This is a genomic window from Paenibacillus sp. LK1, from assembly GCF_002750415.1.
Taxonomy (GTDB): domain Bacteria; phylum Bacillota; class Bacilli; order Paenibacillales; family Paenibacillaceae; genus Paenibacillus; species Paenibacillus taichungensis.
Genome location: NZ_PEII01000001.1, coordinates 730207 through 752436, shown reverse-complemented (window position 1 = coordinate 752436; position 22230 = coordinate 730207). Strand labels below are relative to the sequence as shown.

General features: G+C 47.6%; 19 protein-coding genes. 14 read left to right on the top strand and 5 right to left on the bottom strand.

The window, feature by feature from the left end; genetic code table 11:
• Window positions 1-67: 67 nt before the first annotated feature.
• Window positions 68-2065 (bottom strand): LTA synthase family protein, encoded by a 1998-nt coding sequence (locus tag CS562_RS03385; RefSeq protein ID WP_099853577.1) that lies wholly within the window; start codon window positions 2063-2065, stop codon window positions 68-70.
• A gap of 212 nt (window positions 2066-2277) precedes the next feature.
• The gene (locus CS562_RS03380; RefSeq protein WP_076292064.1) at window positions 2278-3429 is read right to left on the bottom strand and encodes a THUMP domain-containing class I SAM-dependent RNA methyltransferase; all 1152 of its coding nucleotides are present in this window, start codon (window positions 3427-3429) and stop codon (window positions 2278-2280) included.
• A 241-nt stretch (window positions 3430-3670) separates the two neighbouring features.
• Between CS562_RS03380 and CS562_RS03375 the strand changes: the two genes are divergently transcribed.
• On the top strand, window positions 3671-4303 hold the full coding sequence (locus tag CS562_RS03375) for an O-methyltransferase (RefSeq protein ID WP_099853576.1): 633 nt from the start codon (window positions 3671-3673) through the stop codon (window positions 4301-4303).
• Window positions 4304-4547: 244 nt separating this feature from the next.
• Here CS562_RS03375 and CS562_RS03370 read toward each other — a convergent pair whose 3' ends face one another.
• Window positions 4548-5759, bottom strand: coding sequence for an asparaginase (locus CS562_RS03370; RefSeq protein WP_099853574.1), 1212 nt, complete (start codon window positions 5757-5759; stop codon window positions 4548-4550).
• Between the two features lie 507 nt (window positions 5760-6266).
• On the opposite strand from CS562_RS03370, the gene CS562_RS03365 reads away from it, so the two are divergent.
• Window positions 6267-7481, top strand: a complete 1215-nt coding sequence (locus tag CS562_RS03365) for a cytochrome P450 (RefSeq protein ID WP_099853572.1) — start codon at window positions 6267-6269, stop codon at window positions 7479-7481.
• Between the two features lie 117 nt (window positions 7482-7598).
• Here the strand turns inward: CS562_RS03365 and CS562_RS03360 are convergent, their stop codons facing one another.
• Window positions 7599-8810: an MFS transporter gene (locus CS562_RS03360; RefSeq protein ID WP_076292060.1), complete on the bottom strand. Its 1212-nt coding sequence runs from the start codon at window positions 8808-8810 to the stop codon at window positions 7599-7601.
• A gap of 204 nt (window positions 8811-9014) precedes the next feature.
• Between CS562_RS03360 and hemE the strand changes: the two genes are divergently transcribed.
• The 6 genes from hemE to CS562_RS03330 all read left to right on the top strand — a co-directional run bounded on the left by hemE (window position 9015) and on the right by CS562_RS03330 (window position 15577).
• Window positions 9015-10079 (top strand): uroporphyrinogen decarboxylase, encoded by a 1065-nt coding sequence (hemE, locus tag CS562_RS03355; RefSeq protein WP_063564891.1) that lies wholly within the window; start codon window positions 9015-9017, stop codon window positions 10077-10079.
• Complete coding sequence (hemH, locus tag CS562_RS03350; protein WP_076292059.1) at window positions 10072-11022, top strand: ferrochelatase; 951 nt, start codon at window positions 10072-10074, stop codon at window positions 11020-11022. The genes hemE and hemH overlap by 8 nt, the downstream gene beginning before the upstream one ends.
• A complete protein-coding gene (gene hemY, locus CS562_RS03345) occupies window positions 11022-12446 on the top strand; it encodes a protoporphyrinogen oxidase (protein WP_099853570.1) in 1425 nt (474 codons plus the stop codon). The genes hemH and hemY overlap by 1 nt, the downstream gene beginning before the upstream one ends.
• A 188-nt stretch (window positions 12447-12634) precedes the next feature.
• The gene (locus CS562_RS03340; protein WP_099853569.1) at window positions 12635-14044 is read left to right on the top strand and encodes a CapA family protein; all 1410 of its coding nucleotides are present in this window, start codon (window positions 12635-12637) and stop codon (window positions 14042-14044) included.
• Between the two features lie 39 nt (window positions 14045-14083).
• The gene (locus tag CS562_RS03335) at window positions 14084-14836 is read left to right on the top strand and encodes a glycerophosphodiester phosphodiesterase (RefSeq protein WP_076292056.1); all 753 of its coding nucleotides are present in this window, start codon (window positions 14084-14086) and stop codon (window positions 14834-14836) included.
• Between the two features lie 105 nt (window positions 14837-14941).
• Window positions 14942-15577: a fumarylacetoacetate hydrolase family protein gene (locus tag CS562_RS03330; RefSeq protein ID WP_099853567.1), complete on the top strand. Its 636-nt coding sequence runs from the start codon at window positions 14942-14944 to the stop codon at window positions 15575-15577.
• A gap of 117 nt (window positions 15578-15694) precedes the next feature.
• Here CS562_RS03330 and CS562_RS03325 read toward each other — a convergent pair whose 3' ends face one another.
• Entirely contained in the window at window positions 15695-16102 is a 408-nt protein-coding gene (locus CS562_RS03325; RefSeq protein WP_099853564.1) for a hypothetical protein, read from the bottom strand.
• Window positions 16103-16459: 357 nt separating this feature from the next.
• Here CS562_RS03325 and CS562_RS03320 point away from each other — a divergent pair, with 357 nt between their 5' ends.
• From CS562_RS03320 to CS562_RS03295, 6 genes are all read left to right on the top strand, one after another.
• Window positions 16460-17017, top strand: coding sequence for a MarR family winged helix-turn-helix transcriptional regulator (locus CS562_RS03320; RefSeq protein WP_076292053.1), 558 nt, complete (start codon window positions 16460-16462; stop codon window positions 17015-17017).
• 46 nt (window positions 17018-17063) lie between these two features.
• Window positions 17064-18503 carry an aryl-sulfate sulfotransferase gene (locus CS562_RS03315; RefSeq protein WP_099853562.1) on the top strand — a complete coding sequence of 480 codons (1440 nt, stop codon included), beginning with the start codon at window positions 17064-17066 and terminating at the stop codon, window positions 18501-18503.
• Between the two features lie 84 nt (window positions 18504-18587).
• Window positions 18588-19580, top strand: a complete 993-nt coding sequence (locus CS562_RS03310) for an ABC transporter substrate-binding protein (RefSeq protein WP_373561677.1) — start codon at window positions 18588-18590, stop codon at window positions 19578-19580.
• 26 nt (window positions 19581-19606) lie between these two features.
• Complete coding sequence (locus tag CS562_RS03305) at window positions 19607-20383, top strand: ABC transporter ATP-binding protein (protein ID WP_099853557.1); 777 nt, start codon at window positions 19607-19609, stop codon at window positions 20381-20383.
• Between the two features lie 16 nt (window positions 20384-20399).
• Window positions 20400-21173, top strand: coding sequence for an ABC transporter permease (locus CS562_RS03300; RefSeq protein ID WP_076292050.1), 774 nt, complete (start codon window positions 20400-20402; stop codon window positions 21171-21173).
• A gap of 237 nt (window positions 21174-21410) precedes the next feature.
• Window positions 21411-22220, top strand: a complete 810-nt coding sequence (locus CS562_RS03295; RefSeq protein WP_099853722.1) for a DUF92 domain-containing protein — start codon at window positions 21411-21413, stop codon at window positions 22218-22220.
• The last annotated feature ends 10 nt before the right edge of the window (window positions 22221-22230 follow it).

Here is a 22230-nt window from a genome sequence, read left to right as displayed (position 1 = left end):
ATTGTAGTGTCGGGTTAGCTTTAATAATTGATTTATACCGTTCCCTCAGCATACCGCCCCATATCTGTTAGTATTCGGAATCAGACGCTTGCTCCTCACGAAAACGCGAGATCAAGTCAAACGTATTAACCGTATCTGACACATGCAGTCGCTTTGTTGCTTCATCATGACCAGCTCGGCAAGCATTAATATCCGTTTTGTTTCCTGTAGACAGATCGTAACAGGAGCCGCTGTCATAGATGTAATCATCCGAAGGAATATAGAACAGGGAGCCATCTGTAAATGCACCACTGCGCAATACCACCATGCGGGAGGAACCGTCGTACACATCGTTGCCCATGTGGTAGTAGGATTGATCTGAAATACCCAGCAGATGCAGTACTGAAGGTGTAACATCCAGTTGTCCGGCAGGCTCGTCAATCGTTCCCGCTGCGGCTCCGTCAGGCAGATGCACCAGCAAAGGCACTTCGTTCATAATCTGCTCCATATCCAGATCAGTTAGTGAACGCCCGAGAAATTTCTCGTATTGTGGCTGTTCCTTGATAGAATTATCGTGATCCCCATAGAACATGAAGATTGTTTTGTCCCATAATCCCCGATTTTTCAGGTCTTCCACCATGTTGCCGAGCGCAGAATCCACGTAATGAACAGATTGCAGATAGTTGCCAAACATCGTTCCTTTGAATTCGCCCACATCCAGCTGCTGTTTATCTTGGGGTAACGCGTATGGATGATGACTGCTGAGAGTAATCAGGAAAGAATAGAATGGCTCTGTAACCTCACTGCTCATTTTTTCAACCGATTGGCGGAAAAAGGACTCATCCGACAGTGACCAGCCAAGCGGGTCATCCTGTTCAAAATCATTTTTACTGTAAAATTTGTCATACTTCATATTCTGATACATCGTATAGCGATTCCAAAATCCACTCTCATAGGCATGAAATACATTCGTACTATAACTATGATCCTTCAAGATAGAAGGCAGGGAATCATAACTGTGGTCTGCGTAACGGACAAACGCGGATCCAACCGACAGTGGATGTAATGAAATATTGGCCCCAAAGTCAGCATCCGATGTCCGCCCCTGACCTGTCTGATGATAAAAATGACTGTAGTACTGGCTTTCCTTCATCAGCTCGTTAAAATGAGGCGTAATTTCCTGTCCGCCAATGCTCTGACCAATCATGAAATTCATGAAGGCTTCACCTTGGACAATAATCACATTGCTATCTTTGTACTTGCCAAACATCGCATCCTTCAGTGGATCAGCCTGTTGTCTGCTGGCGAAATAAGCTTCAGCCTGCTCCAAATCGGCAGGATCGACCTCCGGTCCAGAGCCGAGCTGATCTTTGGCATAGTTGTACAGATCATAGCCATGAAAAGCAAGAAGTCCGGTAACATTGTACATGGATACATTCCACCAGTTGTTATCAAACAACCCTTTTGCCCAGGTTTTACTATAAAAATAAATCGGACCAACTGCGAGCCCCAGACCCAACACTAGGGCAATGCTGCCTGCGGTGAGTCGACGACGCATGCTTGATTTGCGGGAATTTGATGAGTAAGAGTTCAACCCGTTCGAATATGCGCTGAAACGTCCACGACGGTTACGTTTGCTGAACAGCAGGATCGCCGCATAGGGGATAATCACCAGCCAATCGACGAAGAACCACAGATCACTGGCGTAAATAAGCGTAGCAATACTGTCTCCCAAAGCGTCGACCTGTCTGGCTTGCATCAGCACAGGGATTGTTAGGAAATCCTGAAAGTAGCGATAATAAACCATATCCGCATAGATCAGTGCAGTGAGCAGCAGATTGAGTATAACGAGTGATATAATCATGCCCCGACGAGGCAGCCACCAGGTCCAGAAGGACAGAAGCAGCAGCGAACCGATGGCAATCACTTTGTCCAGAAGCCCCATCGTAATGTTGTAAGCGTGCAGATTGTGGTGGAGCCACATTAATTTGAGCAGCATGAGTACAAGAAAAATAAGATATAACGTAAGTGGATGATTCAGAAGCCCGCGCGGCGTAAGGCTGCGTGTTGGCTTAGTGACAAACATATATGTCTCCCCCCTGATGAATGGATTTGTTAACGGAATGTAAAATAGGACTTTATCCATTATAGCGTGGTGTCATGGCTTTTCAACTATGCCCAAGGGAGAAAAACTTCATGCGGAAACAATATCACCAAGATCAATCATAGGTCACCGGCAATACATACAAAAAAACGCCCCAGCCGTGGAAGGCAGGAGCGCTGATCATTCTGATATTATTATTGTTGTGGTGTTTTATTGCGTGGAGGCAGTGGCCCCAAATACTGATAATATTGGGTTTCAATACGTCCATTGAACAACTTACGACGTTTGTCTGCCTTGTGGCCAAAGTCTTCCTCGAAAGATTTGGTCGACGTGATGGCAAAAAAGGACCATGTAGGCAAATCGAGGTAACTGCGCCCTAAAGAACGCAGCAGCTTCTGCACTTCTTTCTCTTCACTCAAACGTTCACCATATGGAGGGTTGGTAATAATGACACCATATTCGCCCTGTGGTCTTGCACGATGAGCGGGCAGGACGCTGACTTCAATCTCTTTGGCGAAGCCGGCACTCTTGATTGCTGCCTGTGCAACTTCAATGGCTTCCGGATCGATGTCGCTGCCCGAAATTTGCAATGGAATATCGTCGCGAACCGCGTCAAATGCTTCTTCGCGCGCCTGTTCCCACAATTCTTCAGGAATGACAGCCCAGTCCTCGGAGTTAAACGTACGACGCAGTCCTGGTGCAATGTTCCAGCCGATCATGGCGGCTTCAATCAGCATGGTGCCTGATCCACAACATGGATCATAGAAGGGGCGGGATACATTCCAGCGACTGAGCTGAATAAGTGCCGCAGCAAGCGTTTCTTTGAGTGGTGCTTCGGTTACGAGTTTACGATAACCCCGTTTATGCAGACCTGGTCCCGTCGTATCTAAAGTAAGCAGAGCGCGATCGTTCAGCAGAATGACCTCAATCACATAACGAGACCCATCCTCTGGGAACCACTCCGTGTCATAAGTCAGCTTCAGTTTCTCTACGATTGCTTTCTTTACGATCCCTTGTGATGCAGGCACGCTGCTTAGCTGAGACTTGTGGGAGCGACCTTCTACCGGAAATTCGCCATCGGCTGGAATCCATTCCTCCCAAGGTAATGCTTTGGTACCTTCAAATAATTCATCGAAAGTTGTCGCCGGGAATTCACCCATTTTGATCAACACCCGATCAGAACTTCTCAGCCACAGATTACACCGGCAAATATCAATATAATCTCCAGTGAAGAAAACCCGGCCGTTGTCGATCGTAACATCCTCATACCCCAGCTGCTTCAGTTCCCGGGCGACAACAGCCTCGAGTCCCATCGCCGAGGTCGCAATCAATTGCAATTGAGCCATGTGATTCATTTCAACTCCATTTCAAGCTGGAGAAGGAATATCCTTCTCTCAGCTGTATAGTGACGGTGCGGCCTTGCCGCTTTCCGTGAAAAAACTTACAATGAGAAATGCGGTGAGCTAATGCATTTATCTTTCGAGTCGATGCAGCAGTTCAACCGCCTGTGTTTGACAACAAACATTTATTATAGAACATTGGCATCCATATGGAAAGCAGTCCAAGTGTCCAAGGAGGATTTTAGCGGTGAATCTGACCCCTGATGAATATGTAAATCAATTATTTCAAGAGGATGATCTCTTGTTAAAGGTAAAAGAAGCCATCCGATCGAACGGCATGCCGGAAGTTTCGGTGGCAGCAGCCTATGGCCGTTTGCTCACTTTTCTCGCGAAGACATCGAAAGCGGAGGCTGTACTCGAAATCGGTGTACTGGGCGGATACAGCGGTATCTGTCTTGCTCGTGGTTTAAGTGACGGGGGAACCCTGACTTCGCTGGAACTGAAAGAGGAATACGCAGCGATGGCACGTGGTCATCTGGAGGAAGGAGGTTTTGGGGATAAAGTCGAATATCGAATTGGCCCCGCAGCCGACAGTCTAGAGCAGTTGGCGCAGGAAGGACGTACCTTCGATTTCTTCTTCATTGATGCAGACAAGGAGAATTATCCCGTATACCTCGATTACGCCATTAAGCTCGCGCGGCCTGGGGCGGTCATTGTGGGAGATAACTGTTTCCTGCGCGGCCGTACGCTGAATCCAGACAAGCAGGGTCCGGCTGTCCTCGCGGTTCGGCGCTTCAACGAGCAGATGGCCAGTGACCCGCGGCTCGTAACGACGATGCTACCGGATTATGATGGTCTGGCTCTGGCCTGGGTGAAGTAAGCATATCAGCTTACAGGAGAAAACTTCGGATGGATCGACATTCAAGCGGTTATTTCTGTTTTGCGATCCTCCAATGAAATAAATAACTCAGCATATAGATGAAACGAAATCCGTGTTGCACCTAAATCTTAAATGCAGGAGATGGAGGGGCAATTACACAAAATACAAGAGACGATCACAACCCTGAGACAGGGAGTGAATCGTCTCTTGTTTTCTTCAAAGATATAAAGTGATGAGAGCCTTATTAAACTTCCGGCGTTCCGTAAGTCTCGAACCATTTTTGGATCGTGTCAAAATCATCGCTGAACGACAGTCCGAGCATCAACAAAATACGTGCTTGCTGAGGACTGAGGTTGTCACCGGCGATAACGCCTTTCCCTCCGCCATATACACTGCCTGAACCTGTCCGAGTGGTCGTTACGAAAATTACGCCATCCTCCACCGCTTGGGTACGTGCTTGTCCCATCGCTCTGGAGATACCGCCTGCTCCTGTGCCGGACGTTACGATTCCCTTGGCGCCGCCTTTCACAAATCCTTCAATAGCCTCGCCGCCAGCTTCCTGATAGGAAATCGCAATTTCCACCTTGGCGAGATCTGCCTTCGTGATTTTGCTCAGGTCGAATGCCGGTTTCAATGTACCTTCAGGCTTCAAGGCGCGTGCAGGAGCACGGTAAATTCGAATGTTTTCTTCATCAATATAACCTACTGCACCAAGCATCGGGGTTTCGAACGTGTCTGTTCGATAATCATTCGTTTTGGTCACGCCGCGTGCCAATTGAATGGTATCGTTCAACATCAGCACGGTTCCAAATGAAGTGGTGCGCCCGCTGCCTGCGAGCTTGATGGCGTTGTATAGATTGGCTTGTGCATCCGAGCCGATAACCGTCCAAGGGCGCATGGACCCTGTAATGACAACGGGTTTATCACTTTGTACGGTCATGTCAAGGAAGTAGGCGATTTCCTCCATGGTATCAGTACCAGTGGTAACTACAACGCTGTCATACTGAGCCAGAGCCTTATCTACCGTCTGAGATAAGTCATAGAGATCAGCCATGGTATAAGAACCTGAACCTGAATTTCCAAATTGGAGTGTGCTAACATCTGCAATCTTCTGTTTGTCCGGTAAGGCATCGACCATTTCTCCAATCGGGAGTGTACCAGCTTTATAGTTCTGGAAGCTGGTTGCATCCTCGGATTGACCAGCAATCGTACCACCCGTTCCAATGACCAGAACATTAGGTAGTGCGGATTGTTTGGACGAATCTGATAGAGCAGGGATGGCCGTATTGCGAGCCGGCGTGGATGATGCAGTCTGAACCGCACTAGTTGTACCGCTCACTTCTACCGTAGCCGCGTGAGCCGCATAGGTCCCGATGGGGGACAGGGAAATGGTCAGAGCTGTCAAAGCGGCTGTGCTCCATACAGCCCAAGGACGAAGATTTGAAGTTTTTTTCATGAATAGCACTCTCCTTCAGGTTAGTTTCGTGTGATGTTTGTTGATGATGATATGTATATGAATTCAAATTGATTGTATTTCATGTTAAATAATATGACAATTAAAGATAAAGCTAGAGTAATCGATTACATTGATAGAAATATAGAGTATATAGCGTGTTTATAAGGTTTTATGGATAAATGTAAGAAGATAAAAAAAGAGAAAGAGGAATATGAAATCATGATAAATGATTTTTGTGTCATATTTTATTACACATGAGTCTTTGGGCCTGGTAGATGTAGAAGGGGATTTTGGGGAAAGTGTTGCAGGATCGTCCATAGCAGAAGTGATCTTATCCAAAACGAATAATAGGGGTGTAAGTTAGCAAGTCTTAACGATTTTTGTAATACGGTCTAGGAAAAGAGGCTCAATTATTGCCAAATATTTGTATGCCCGCAGTGTTGAGTCTATAATATATGGTGATTTCAATATGTAAATAAATATATATCATTGATTGGAGGAGAAACGATGAACCGAGCACCCAGAAAGTATGCCAATTACATTCCGATCCGGGAGCTGGAGGTGGTGGAGCACCAATTACTTCCCTTCCAGGTGTACGCTGAACTTCGTGAAAATACTCCAGTCCGCTATGACAACCATCGAGAATGCTGGGATGTTTTCCGATATGAAGATGTGCAATATGTGTTGAAAAACCCTAAACTGTTCTCTTCTGAACGTGATCGTGCCAACGCCAGCATGCTTACTACAGATCCGCCGAAGCACAAACAACTGCGGGATCTGGTTAATCAGGCGTTCACACCTAGAGCGATCGAAGCATTAGCTCCGCGTATTCAGGAAATCGCTGATGAATTATTGACTCCGCACTTTTCAGAAGGCCATATGCGTCTTATCGATGATCTTGCTACTCCACTTCCGGTTATCGTGATTGCCGAATTGATTGGCGTCCCTGCTTCAGATCGCCAAAAGTTTAAAGACTGGTCTGATGCACTTGTGAAGGGTGCGCGGGATGACAGTGATGAAGCTTTCCAGGAATTGATGGAAGAAAAGAAACGGAACCAGCAGGAACTGGCGAGCTACTTCACGACCATTATCGAAGAAAGACGTCAGAGACCAGAGGAGGATCTGATCTCTTTACTGCTTGCGGCGGAGATTGAAGGGGAGAAGCTAACAGCAGAGGAAGTGGTCGGATTTTGCATCTTGTTACTTGCTGCCGGTAATGAAACTACAACCAATCTAATTACCAATGCCGTTCGTATTCTGTCAGAGCAGCCTGAGCTTCAGCAGCAGCTGCGAGAACATCCTGAACTTATCCCGACTGCGGTAGAAGAAACGTTGCGATATTATCCGCCAATTGTGGCTATTGGGCGTATTGCCAAAGAAAACGTAGAATTGAACGGACAAACGATTCAGGCGGGGGAACAGGTGATATCCTGGGTAGGATCGGCAAACCGGGACGGCGTTCAATTCGATCAGGCAGAGAAATTCGTGCCTGACCGCAAGCCGAACAGACATATGGGTTTTGGATTTGGTATTCACTTCTGTCTCGGTGCGCCGCTTGCACGACTTGAGGCGAGGGTTGTACTTCAGACGATGCTTCGCCAAATGGAAGACATTCAGCTTGTGCCGGAAACGGTTTTGCAGCCGATTCAAAGTGCTTTTGTATTTGGCGTTAAAGAATATCCGATTCAATTCACAAGCTCAATCAATTCAAAAGCCATCTGACACACAATGGATCCATGTTGAGGTTTGAGCAAATGAATGTGAAAAGCCGCTTTCATGCCTGATAAGGCGCTGAAAGCGGCTTTTTCTTAAGAACAAAATATCATTTGAATCCAAGCGTCACGATTCTCTGATCAGAGGGGGCTTTTTGTACAGCTTGAATCTTACCCATACCATGTTGAGCAGCAGCAGCCCACCAGAGACGATGAACAGTCCTTCGATGCCGATGAACCCGGCCATAAAGCCGCCGATTACGGCTCCAAGCATGTTACCCAATGCGAGTGTGCTCGTATTAAAGCTGAACGCGCGGCTAATCATGCTGTCTGGCGTATAGGAGCGAATGAGCGCGTTGACACTCGGAAGCAGGCCACCCATGAACACACCCATCATGAAACGGACGATGATGAGCTGCCATACCGTCTGCACGAAAGCTTGCGGTATAAGCATGAGCCCTGTTCCTATAAGAGAGAATGTAAGTACCTTGTGTGAACCTACCCTGTCACTGAGCTTCCCGAGAATTGGGGACATGGCCATGTTGGATAGTCCCGTGACTGCGCCGACAAGCCCTGCCCAGAAGGCGACGTTGACATCCGAACCGTGTAACTTCTGTACATATAGCGGCAAGAGTGACATCGGGCTGATCATGGCAAATTGCAATAGGAATGTTACAGCAAATAGCGCAGGTAACTGGGGAGACTTGTTCAGTTCCTTCAGACCGGACAATACGGATTGTTCCGGCAGTTTGGCCGCTTCCTTGCGGTCAAACTTCTCTCTGACCAGGAACATGGCGAGCATTGAAGCCGCAAAGATCAGTCCGCCAGTAATATAGAAGATAGGGCGGAAGCCCACTGCATCAGCAAGCAAACCGCCGATCAGCGGACCCAGAATCGTACCGGCCACTTGGCCGGATTGGCTGATGCCCATGGCAAAACCCATGCGATCTTTCGGCGTTGTACCCGAGATCAATGCAACTGCTGCCGGGTTGAAGCCGGAGATCGTACCGTTGAGCAGTCGTAATAAAAGGAGCTGCCATGGGTTCTGTGCAAAACCCATCAAGGCAATAACAATCGCCATCCCGAATCCGGAACGCAGCAACATAATTTTCCGTCCGTACTTGTCAGACAATTTGCCCCACAAGGGCTGGAACAAAAATGAGGTGAGGAAGTTGGCAGCAAATATAAATCCCGCCCATATGCCAATTTCATGCTCACCAACCACGCCAAGATCCCTGGCGAGATAAAGGGACAAAAACGGGGTAATCATGGTCATTCCCGAGTTGACCAGAAATTGTCCAAACCAAAGCACAATGAGGTTTACTTTCCACGTTTTCAAAGTGCTTTCACTTCCTTTCCGATCGTTTCTGCAACGTTTCAAAAAAACACGATTCTTTCATTATAACATAATTTGCATATGGATGAGGGGATGTAAGGAATGTCATAGTATTGTCATCGGAACAGATCGACACGTGGTTGTTACCGCTCTTTAAAAAGGGCATAATGTTATTTATGAGTCCAAAAACTATTGGAGGCTTCTTACATGAGCTATAATGATCGTCTGATTCAGGCCAGCTTCAAACAGCAGGTGGACCGTGTTCCCGTGTGGTACATGCGTCAGGCTGGGCGTTATGATCCCGAATATCGCAAGATTAAGGAAAAGTATTCTTTGCTCGAAATTTGCCGTCAACCTGAGCTAGCAGCTGAAGTTACACTCATGCCGGTACGTAAACTTGGTGTGGATGCGGCTATTTTGTATTCCGATATTATGAATCCGGTTGCTTCCCTCGGTATAGATTTTGATATTGTTAAAAATATTGGACCTGTCATAGACAATCCAATCCGCACGGCGGCAGATGTGGATCGTTTGCGTCCCATTGATGTTGAAGGAGATCTGTCTCATATTCTGGAGACGATTCGAATTCTGGACAAGGAACTGGATGTACCTCTGATTACGTTTGCCGGTGCACCTTTTACCATTGCCAGTTATTTGATTGAAGGCCGACCTTCCAAAGGGTACATACGGACCAAAACGATGATGTACAGTGAACCTGAAGTGTGGCATAAATTAATGCAAAAACTGGGCGATATGGTGATTACATATGTCCGTGCACACATTGCGAACGGCGGTAAGGCATTCCAACTGTTCGACAGCTGGGTTGGCGCGCTTTCGCCAAACGACTTTAGAACGTATGTGTTGCCGACGATTACTCGTATCTTTACCGAATTATCGGATTTGAATGTACCGAAAATTTATTTCCCGGGTGTGGCTTCTGGTGAATTGCTGCCAACATTGCACGATCTGCAAGCTGATGTGATTGGGCTGGATTGGAGAGTATCAATCTCCGAGGGGCGTAAACGACTGGGCGGAAAATTTGCTGTACAAGGCAACTTGGACCCTTATGTGCTGACAGCACCGATGGATCTTATCAAGCAGCATGCCAAATTGATTATTGACGAAGGTATCAAGGAGCCGGGGTATATTTTCAATCTGGGGCACGGACTATTTCCTGAAGCATCTTTGGATAAATTAAGAGAACTCACGGCGTATATTCATGAATATTCAGCTGAAGCACTGAAGACAGGGGTGACGGTTACTAATGACTAATACAGTAGGTGTACTGGTGATGTCGTATGGCACACCTGAGAATATGGAAAGTATTGAAGCGTATTACACACATATCCGGAGAGGACGTCCGCCTGAACCGGAACAACTGAAAGAATTGACCGACCGTTATGAAGCGATCGTTGGGGGTGTATTCCCACTTCGGGAAAACACGGATAATCAGGTTAAGGCTCTCCAGGAGACGTTAAACAAGGATGACCGTTCCAATGAGGTTGAATTCCGTTGTTATCAAGGGTTGAAGCATGCGTATCCGTTCATTGAGGATGGCGTGGAACAGATGGCGAAGGATGGAATTCAGACTGCAATAGGCATCGTGCTGGCACCACATTTCTCCACGATGAGTGTAGGGAGCTACATTAAGCGTGCTCGTGAGAAAGCGGAAGAACTGGGTATTCAGATGTCCTTCATTGAGAGTTATCACCTGCATCCGAAGTTGATTCAGGCTCTCTCCACACGTGTTAGTGCCAAATTGGATGCTTTCGAGGAAGCGGGAGCCAAACGCGGGGATGTGCGAGTGCTGTTCAGTGCACACAGTCTGCCTGCACGAATTGTAGATATCGGTGATCCATATCCGCAGCAACTGATGGAGACTTCGGAAGTCATTGCTTCCCGTTTAGGTATTACGAACTGGCAGTTCACGTGGCAAAGTGCGGGACGGACGGCGGAGCCGTGGCTGGGCCCTGATATTCTGGACACGCTTCAGGATCTTGCTCGTGAACAGGTGGAAGATGTGCTTGTAGCACCGATTGGATTCGTATCGGATCATCTGGAAGTGCTCTATGATCTTGATATTGAAGCTAAAGCGATTGCCAAAGAGATCGACATGCGCCTTATGCGTATCGATTCTCTTAATAGTGACCCACTTTACATGGAAACGTTAAGTGACGTCATTATTAACCAGTGGCAGCAAGGAACGGATGAGTAATGGAAGACCATAAACGTCGTGTCGTTGTTGTCGGCGGAGGTCTGACCGGCCTAAGCGCGGCATTTTATATTCGGAAGCATTACCGGGAAGCAGGGGTTGAACCTGTCATTACCTTGGTTGAGAAGAGTTCTTCCATGGGTGGCATGATTGAAACGCTACACCGGGATGGGTTCGTCATTGAGAAGGGCCCAGATTCTTTCCTTGCCCGCAAAACGGCGATGATTGATTTGGCTAAAGAGCTGGAAATTGACCATGAACTGGTCAGTCAAAATCCGGAATCCAAGAAAACGTACATCATGCAGCGTGGCAAGCTGCATCCTATGCCGGCAGGACTCATTCTCGGTATTCCGACGGAGTTGAGACCTTTTCTGAGAAGTGGTCTTGTATCTCCGGCAGGCAAGCTGCGCGCATTAATGGATTTTGTCATCCCTCCCCGTCGTACAACGGAGGATGAATCGCTTGGTTATATGATTGAGCGCCGCCTTGGAGCGGAAGTGCTGGAAAACCTGACTGAACCGTTGCTCGCAGGCATCTATGCAGGTGATATGCGGCGATTGAGTCTTCAGGCAACCTTTCCGCAATTCGGTGAAGTGGAGCGGGATTATGGTAGTTTGATCCGAGGAATGATGACTGGCCGCAAACCGACAGAGACCCATACGGGAACGAAGAAAAGTGCTTTTCTGAACTTCCGTCAGGGCTTGCAGAGCCTGGTTCATGCGCTTGTACATGAGTTGCAGGACGTGGATCAACGGCTGAACACTTCCGTGAAATCTCTGGAGGTTCAGACTGGAGATTCGGCCAGGTATAGCATTCAACTGGATAACGGAGAGTGTCTTGAAGCGGATGATGTAGTCATTACCGTGCCTACGTATGTTGCATCTGAACTGCTGCAACCACATGTGGATACAGCGGCTCTGGATGCAATCAATTACGTATCGGTAGCGAATGTGGTGCTGGCTTTTGAGAAAAAGGATATTGAACATGTATTTGATGGGTCTGGTTTCCTCGTTCCGCGTAAGGAAGGCCGCAATATTACAGCATGTACTTGGACTTCAACCAAGTGGCTGCACACCAGCCCGGATGACAAGGTACTGCTTCGTTGTTATGTTGGCCGTTCCGGAGACGAACAGAATGTGGAACTTCCGGATGATGCACTGACGGATCTGGTACTCAAGGACTTGCGCGAAACAATGGGCGTAGAGGCCGTTCCGATCTTCTCGGAAATTACTCGGCTTCGCAAATCCATGCCGCAGTATCCGGTAGGTCACCTGCAGCAGATTGCAGCACTCCGGGAGGAACTTGGCAGCAAATTGCCGGGGGTATACATTGCGGGTGCTGGTTATGAAGGGGTAGGCTTGCCTGACTGTATCAGACAGGCGAAGGAAATGTCAGTGCAAGCTACGCAACTCATTGCTGCAAAATAATTAACGTACATGGCTGTCTCGATCGTAGAGTTTTTCTACAGGGGAGACGGCCTTTTTTTGCACCATAAAGCGAAAAGGGGAGAGAGATGAATTCTTTCAATGTTCGCACTTCCAAGGAATGATGGAAATCCAGAATATGCCTGATATAATATGATAAGGATTGCTGTGAACAAGAAGAGGAGTTGCCTATGTATCCCCCAAGATCAAAACGAAGTGTACAAAAGAAAAAAGTAAAACGTGCCCGCAAACGTATGGTCTGGATCATTAATTTGGTATTGATTGTGGCTATCGGACTTGTCTGCCTCTATTATGCAGTTGGAATGAAGGAACAGCAGGCGGACCCGGAAGTAAAAGAAACGGTTGTGAATCAGGAATCTGTGAATGAAGAGAGCCCTCAAGGCGGTGAACAGGTAAGTTTACCTGATACTGACACGGAGGCAGGTAATACTTCGGATGAGGGGTCGGAGGGTTCTACTGAACAGGTAACTGAAAATTCCGGCGGTAAGTCTGGTGAGAAAAAGCCTGATGCTGCAGACTCCAAGGCAAATGGAAAGACAGATACGGGAACGAAAAAAACGACGGATACTTCTGCTTCTTCCGGCTCCAAGGGGAGTGAAGGTACTGGAACTGAGACGACACAGCCATCTAATTCGGCAAACGATGTAACCATTAACTTTGTTGGGGATATCCAGTTTTCGGGCAAAGTGGCTGAATTGTTGGATAAGAATGGTTATGACTATCCCTTTGCAAAGCTCGGCAACTTGTTCAAGGAAGATGATCTGACCATTGGAAACCTCGAAACCCCCGTAACCCTTGGTGGAACTGGTGCAGCAAACAAAACCTATGTATACAAGTCTTCGCCAAAAGCGCTCGAAGCGATGGCTTCAGCAGGTTTTGACGCCGTGAATCTCGCCAACAATCATATTCTGGATCAAGGTGTAGAAGGTCTGGTTGATACGTTAACTTACCTTGAGCAATACGGTATAGCGCACACAGGAGCGGGTATGAACAGGGATGAGGCTTATGCACCAGCTTATCTGGAGCGCAAAGGCATGAAGATTGCACTGCTTGGATTCAGTCGGGTTGTGCCTGAAACAAGCTGGAAAGCGGAAGGGAATCGGGCAGGTGTTGCCGAGACCTACGATTCTACTGGAGCTGTAAAAGCAATTCAGGAAGCCCGCCAAAAGGCTGATCTGGTCATCGTTGTTGCACACTGGGGAGAAGAACGGGTCAGCACTCCGAATAATGATCAGACCCGACTGGCTCATGAATTTGTAGATGCAGGTGCCGACCTGGTCATAGGTGGGCATCCCCATGTCTTGCAAGGTGTGGAGTACTACAAGGGCAAATGGATTGCATATAGTACAGGCAACTTTATTTTCTCGAAATCAACAACAGAGGAAACGTGGAAAACAGCAGTTTTTCAGGCGAGCTGTAGTAAGGATGCCAAATGCAGCATGAAGGTTATCCCTTATGAGGCAGGGTTGGGTCAGGCCATTCCCATGGTGGACCAAGCCAACAAACTTCTGCTGGAGCAGATGACCCAGCTCTCGCCAGGTATTCGTTTTGATGCGAACGGATTCGCATCGGTAAATTAAGGTTCGATTTATTTATATATTTATTTAGGAGGGGATGAAATGAACAACCTTTGTGTAGCGCACCGTGGTTTTTCGTCCATTGCACCAGAAAATACGATGGCTGCATTTCTGCTTGCCATGGAACAGCCTGAAGTTCAGTGGATGGAGTTGGATGTACAGCTGTCACGTGATGGTGTACCGGTGGTTATTCATGATTTTACTTTTGATCGGACTACGAATGGAAAAGGATTAGTTCGGGAAAAGGACTGGGCAGATATTCAACAGCTGGATGCGGGATCTTGGAAAGGAAAAGCTTATAAAGGGGAACGTGTTCCTTCGCTTAGTGAAGTGCTGGAACGCACCTGTGGCAAAGTGAGATTGAATATCGAACTGAAAACGCAAGGCAATATGTATCCCGGCCTGCCGGCAGCGGTTATTCATGAGGTGAGGAAGAGACATATGCAGCATGATGTGGTCATCACTTCGTTTGAACCTGCGGCTCTGGTTGAAGTGAAGAAACTGGCCCCGGAGTTCAAAACAGGTTTGATTATTGATGCACGCCCAGGGGATCTGGCAGCAGTGCTGCGGCAGATGAATTGCAGTTTTCTTTCCATCGGTTACACCAATGTGGACAAATCGCTGATGCGCGAGATGCGAAATGAAGGCATTCAGGTCATGGCCTGGACAGTGGATGACAAAATCATCATGAAGCGTCTTGCGGCGATTGATCCGGAGCTGATGTTATGCACAAACCGGCCTGATGTGTGGGAACAGGCTTTTCAGGAAACGAGCAGCCGATTTTTCAGACCCTAAACTCCAAATTTTTGAATAGCGAAAATATGATATGTACTTATATAATAAATAGATGAACATGCTCCATATACGCTAATGAATCCGATAAAGGTGGTCGTAAAATCCATGCTGACAAACATTCGCAATGTATACTGTGTAGGACGAAATTATAAACTTCATGCAGAAGAACTGGGTAACGCGGTTCCGGATGAACCAATGATCTTTATGAAACCTTCCCATGCGGTTGTGGCCTTGAATAGTGAAACGCTGCAATTGCCTGCGACAAAGGGCGAAGTTCATTATGAGGCTGAACTGGTCATTCAAATCGGGCGGGATTATGAGCCGGGTATGGCTGTAGATGAGTTGGTTGACGCGTATGCGTTTGGCATTGATTTTACATTACGTGACGTACAGACGGTCATTAAGAAAAAGGGCCATCCGTGGACGGCAGCCAAAGGGTTCAAGAATTCGGCTCCGGTTACTGAATTCCAGCCATTTCCAGGGTCCCAGGCTCTTCATGAGAAAGACTTTACACTCACCAAGAACGGTGCCGAGGTCCAACGTGGCAATATTCGTAACATGATCTTCAGTCTACAGGATATTGTGGATTATGTAGGTCATCATTACGGACTGGGACCTGGAGATATCATCTTTACAGGCACACCAGAAGGGGTTGGACCAACGGCAGCAGGAGATGTGCTTGAACTAGCCTGGGACGGCGAATCTTTGGGCAAATGCACGATTGCAGCAGCAGTTCAGTAAGTATCATACATCATCAATTTGCTTATTTAGAGTAAATATGAAACAGATAAGGGGCGTTTCGACGCTCCTTTTTGGCGTGCCCTCATTCTCTGCCTTAGCACATGGGAGACTATTCATTCACGCGAAGCTGTATGCTGTATTGGCACTCTCCGTGACCAACTCTTCCAATTCACTGCTTTGCACTGCGTGCTGCTCCACGCTAATACTCCCACTGGCGAGTCGTTGATCTAACTGCTCCTTGAGCTGCCTTATTTGCAATGCAACAACCTCGTTGAAGTCACCAGCGTTCTCATCTGCAATCATCCTCAGCGATTTACCCGCGTACAGATCCTGAACCAAGTCATCTTCAGAATGTTGATTCAGAGCACTCAGCAACTCATCCTCGCTATTGTCTTTGGTATCTATGTTAACGATGGACCATTTCGTCAAAGGTATCGGGGTTATCGCTGATCTGCCCCAGGCTGTTCCGGCGAAAGACATGGTGACAATCATTGTTCCGACAATGATTACGCGCTTCATATTCATATGTGTCATCCTCATTTCTATGGTTAAGTACGAACTGAATCGTAGCTGGTTTGATGTAACGCTCTGAGGATAGTGTAACCGGGAAAGCTGAAGTGAAACTTAAAACCGGATAAGTAATCTAGATATGAGACATCGAGCTACGAAAAAATAAATCTAAATTCACACTTGACAGGTTGGGTTAGTGGGTTATATGATGAACTCAATTATTTTAACACTAATTAAATGAACAGTGAAATAAATTGAACTGAAGCGAGCTGATTGGACCACCAAAGGCTCCCGGGACTACTCCATTATGGAATGTCCGCGGGAGCCTTTTTTCGTATTTACTGCCGTTTTCAGTTAGACAGGGAGGATGAAATGAGCAATAACGACTGGGAAGCGTTGGAGAAGACAGATTGGTTGTTTCGTAAAATGGTCAGACGATTCGTGAAAGAACGAGATCGTATATCGGTAGAGGGGGTCAGTTTACCGGGCATGCTTATCCTTCACAAAATCATTCGTGAAGGGGAACAGCGATTGGGTGATTTGGCTGAACAACTGGACTTCACTTCAGGTGCCATTACAGCGTTAACAGACAAGTTGGAGAAAAAGGGACTTACGATCCGCAGGCGCAAGGAAGATGACCGCCGGACGGTTTTGCTCGACATTACTGCCAGTGGACGGGAGATGTTTGCACGTAATAGCAATATCGGTGCCCGATGTATCACGCTTCTGTTTGAGGGCTTTACGACGGAGGAACTGGAGCAGCAAAGCCAATTTTATGAGCGGGTGATAGCGAATCTGGAGGGATTCTCGGATACGCTGCTGGAATTGGCAGAGAACAACGGGAGGCAGGAACACGATCCATCCACCGAAAGTGACCCTGAACAGAAGCAGAGGGAGAATACCGGAAAGAGCAACTATCTCAGTTATTAACGTTTGATCCGATGTGAAAACAAACAATCCAAGGGAGAGATGATCAATGGGGCATTCAACAATTTATCCAACCGGGGCAACCGTATATAACCCTGATAAGGCTTGGGGCGGTTATACCGTCTATCAGGCAGGTGAGGAAGGGGTTGTGCTGATTGATATGAATGGTAAGGAGGTTCACCTGTGGAAAGGGCTGCTGGGTTTTCCGGCCAAAGTTTTCCCCGGTGGCTTCGTATTGGGCAGCACAGGGCGAAGAGATCCGAAGTTCGGTATCCAGGACAACGTCGATTTGGTTCAGGTGGATTGGGAAGGCAATATTGTATGGAAATATAACAGCTACGAACACATTGAAGATCCGGGATATGAACCGCTGTGGTACGCTCGTCAGCACCATGATTTTCAGCGTGAAGGCAATCCGGTCGGCTATTACGCCCCTGGGCTTGCACCTAAGACCCAGAGCGGGAAGACACTGATTCTTGCTCATAAAAATGTGAATAACCCGTCCATTTCGGATAAACCTCTTCTTGATGATGCGATTATAGAAGTCGATTGGGAAGGGAATGTATTATGGGAATGGCTGCCGAACGAGCACTTTGAGGAACTTGGATTTGATGAGGCCGCCCGTAATGTTCTGTACCGTGACCCGAACACACGCTCATTCGGACATCTCGGTGGTGGTGTGGGCGATTGGCTACATATTAATTCAGCTTCTTATGTTGGTCCAAACCATTTCTATGAAAATGGAGACGAGCGGTTCCATCCCGACAATATTATCTGGGATGCCAGAGAAGCAAATATTATCGCAATAACCGACAGACAGAGTGGAAAGATCGTATGGAGACTAGGGCCGGATTACTCTTTGCCTGAAGTAAAGCATATTAGCACCATAATTGGACAGCACCATGCACATATCATTCCCAAAGGTTTGCCTGGAGAGGGGAATCTGCTGGTATTCGACAATGGTGGCTGGGCCGGTTATGGCCTGCCCAATCCGGCTTCTCCATACGGCTTGAAACATGCTGTTCGCGATCATTCACGCATACTGGAGATCAATCCGGTGACGCTGGAGATCGTTTGGCAATATACATCCGCAGAAGCCGGATTTTCCGTTCCGACAGATTCCTATAAATTTTATAGTCCGTATATCAGCTCCGCTCAGCGCCTGCCTAATGGTAACACGCTAATTACGGAAGGCTCCAATGGTAGATTGTTCGAGGTTACATCCGAGTATGAGCTGGTTTGGGAATATATTTCCCCTTATAAGGATGGACGGAACACCAATATGGTCTATCGTTCGTATCGCGTGCCTTATCACTGGGTACCACAGCTGAAGAAGCCCCAAGAGGTTGCTATTGAAGCCATTGATGTTTCCGCCTACAGAGTGCCGGGAGCAGCGCCCAAAGGTTCTTCATCCGTTGTAAGTGTTGAAGTAACACTGCCGTTTGTTGAAGGTGCAGCCTGTGTGGCAACGTCAGATGAAGGCAAGTAAGGTGGCGCAGAGCGACGAACAATGATTAGAACGAATGGGGTGCATATTGTGAGAAAACCATCCACCTTAACTGGTGCGTTATTAATGCTCTTATCCATGTTATTGATATTATCGGGATGTTCTGCAAACGAATCGGTATCCGAAGCAAAGGGTGCCTCAGGCACAGAGGCCAAAAAAGTGAAAATCCGGATCGCAGATACAAGTACTAACCCAACGTTCAGGGTAGCTATTGCCAAAGGTTTCTTTGCAAGCCACGGTATTGATGCAGAGAGCATTACGTTTGGTTCGCCAGCGGAAGGTGTAAATGCGCTATTTATCAAGCAGGTGGATATTGCGTACGGAGCTGACTTTCCTGTATTAAACGCTTTGGCAAAAGGGGATTACTCCGTCATTGCTTCCGCAGGTCAGGCTACGAATGAAGCAGCAGCTGCGTGGAAGTTGTATGCCAAGAACGATATACAGAGTGGTGCAGATCTGAAGGGTAAAAAAGTAAGTTTCATCCGCGGTACATTTATTCCTTACCTGTGGGATGATTATTTGAAGGACCAGGGATTGGAGTTAGGTGCAGTAACTCAGGTCGGTCAGGGAGCATTTGACGAAGCGTACATTGCACTAAAGCAGGGCGATCTAGATGCAACCTGGGTCATTGGTTCCGCCTTGACTGATAAGTTCGATGCGCTTGAAGGCGTGCATCAGCTCACCGATATGTCCCAAACTCCTGTACGCCTTGGAATGGGGCTTGTAGCAAGCAATGAGTTCATTCAGGCGAACCCTGAAACGGTGAGTGGTTTTCTCGCAGCGCTGGATGAAGCCTCCGTATATGCCCAGGCGCATCCTGAAGAGGTTGCAGACCTGATGTATAAGGAAACCAAGCAGCCTAAGGAGGCCACCTTGAAGGATCTTCCGATCAATCCATGGGAAGTTGGATTTACCCAGGCAGCTTATGACAGTCTGGCAGGGCAGAAGCAGTATATGGTGGATAACGGAATCATCGAACACGATTTTGATCTCGATAGCAAACTGAACCTGGAGCTCCTGAAGCAGACACTGCCAGATAAAGTGACTTATAGTAAATAACTCGCAAATTGAATGGAGGTGTTCTCATGTCCTTACCTGCAGATCAGCATACGATTCGTATCGAGCAGCTTCGCAAAACATACAATGCCCCCACCCATGGGGATGTACACTATATTATCAAGGATGTCGATCTGGTCATCAAGGGAGGGGAATTCTTTGTCCTGCTTGGCCCCAGCGGATGTGGCAAGTCCACGCTTCTAAATATGATTGCAGGCTTTATCTCCAAGTCTGGCGGTCAGCTCAAGGTGGATAATAAGGAGATCGATAGACCGGGCAAGGATCGGGCCATGGTATTTCAGCAGGCGGATTCTTCTCTCTTTCCCTGGCTTACCGTAAGGGAGAATGTGGAGTTTGGACTTCGGATGGCCAAGGTGCCCAAGTCTCAGCGGCGTACAATATCAGACCGATACATCGAGCTTGTTGGACTAGGTAGTCATGAAGCAAAATTTCCAAAGGAACTGTCAGGTGGCATGAAGCAGCGGGTGCAATTGGCCCGGGTGCTAGCTAACGATTCGGCCATCCTGTTGATGGATGAACCCTTTGGAGCGTTGGATGCAATGACTCGGCGTACGATGCAGAAAGAGCTGGTCAATATTTGGCAGGAAACTCACAAGACCGTTATTTTTGTCACTCATGATATTCAGGAGGCGCTCTTGCTGGGTCAGCGGATAGGAATTATGTCAGTAGGACCTTCATCCAAGATAACGGATATATATGACAATGCTCTGTCTTATCCGAGGAACATTGCTTCATCGGAGTTCAACATTCTATATGACCAGATTCAAAGCCATTTTGAAGAATAATTGAGGTGATAGCAAGATGAGGTGGTTGGAGAAAAAGTGGGTGTCTATCCCTCTATTGTGGGTGACGGTAATTCTGATTTGGCAGCTAGGGGCCATGCTCTATGGTCCTGAAGTGATTCCCGGTCCGTGGGATACCATTCTTGGTGCCCGTGAACTGCTTGCTGACGGTACACTGATGCAGTATATCGGAATTAGTTTTACACGTGTGCTTGCGGGTTGGGTGCTTGGCAGTGTGATAGCGATCCCGGTAGGGCTTATCATCGGCAAGGTTCATATGATCCGGCTGTTCGCCGAACCTTTCCTTAATTTTATCCGCTTTATTCCGCCGATTGCATTCATTACCCTATTCCTGGTCTGGTTCGGGATTGGGGAGCAATCGAAGATTGCACTCATCATGTATGCAACGTTCTTCATCGTTGTGTTAAACACGCTGACAGGTGTACTCTCCATTGAAGAAGACAAGATCCGGTCAGCCCGCAGCATGGGAGCAAACGAATGGCAGATTTTGCTGCATGTCGTTGTTCCGGCGACGACTCCGTATATTTTCACGGGGGTACGACTGGCAATGGGCACTTCCTATATGGCTATTATCGGAGCAGAAATGATTGCTGCAAATGAAGGCGTGGGTTATCTGATCTGGAATTCTCGATTATTCTTTCGCACAGATTGGATCTTTGTCGGCCTGATTTCTCTGGGCTTTATGGGCTTTCTCACCGATCGGTTGTTCAATTGGTTTGGTCGCAGCGTGCTCTACCGTTATGGTGTAATTGGTGGAACGAAGCGTGTCTGAACTGGCACTTGAGTTGATGGCATCCTCGAATCCTTGATTAAACGGAAGCAGGATCATTCATCACAGTTTTATCACAATATCATAGACCTGATTTGGCAGCTTTCAAAGTTGCCAAATCAGGTTTTTTGTATGCGGGGTCAGGGAGTTTCGGCATTGGGTTCAAACCGTGGTATAATTAAATTTCAAAAATATAAAACGTCATGTGGGCCATAGATGCTGCCACATGCAGGAGAACTTATGGACTGGATTATTGGCGCCGTATGCGCTTTTATTGTGGCGGGTGCTGCCTACGCGAAGAAGTCGCTAACCCTGTCCGGCTGCCTGGCGGCTGTGATCATGGGTACGATATATTACGGAGCGGGCAACCTGTTCTGGTTTGGAACACTGCTGCTGTTTTTCATTACCTCAACACTGTTCTCCAAATTTCGCAAGGATCGCAAGCAGGAGCTTGAGAAATCGTATGCCAAGACGGGCAATCGTGATGCTGGACAGGTCATGGCTAACGGTGGAATCGGCATGTTTCTTGTTCTGGGGAACTGGATCCTTCCACACCCGGCCTGGATGTATGCTTTTATTGGTGTCATGGCTACCGTTACTTCAGATACATGGGCAACCGAGTGGGGAAGTCTCAGCCGTAAGCCACCGCGCTCTGTCGTGACGTGGAAGGTGCTGACTCCAGGTACCTCTGGAGGTGTTTCATTACTTGGGACGCTGGCTGCTGCCATAGGTGGAGCTTTGATCGGGGTGGGTGCGTTTTTCTTTTCCTGGATTGCCGGGATCGGAGGATTGAGTCTGCTCAGCTGGACGTGTGTCGGCCTTGTAGGCGGATTGGCAGGAGCTTTTGCCGATTCTTATCTGGGCGCAACGGTTCAGTATATGTATCGTTGTACTGTGTGCGGCCGTGAGGTCGAGGTTAGTGAACATTGTGGACACAGAACCGTTCGAGCGCGTGGCTGGACTTGGATGAGTAATGATCTGGTGAACGTGCTCAGTTCGGTGATCGGCGGATGTTTAGCGATCGGTTTGGGTATCATTTTGGCGTCGTAGGGAGGGAGTG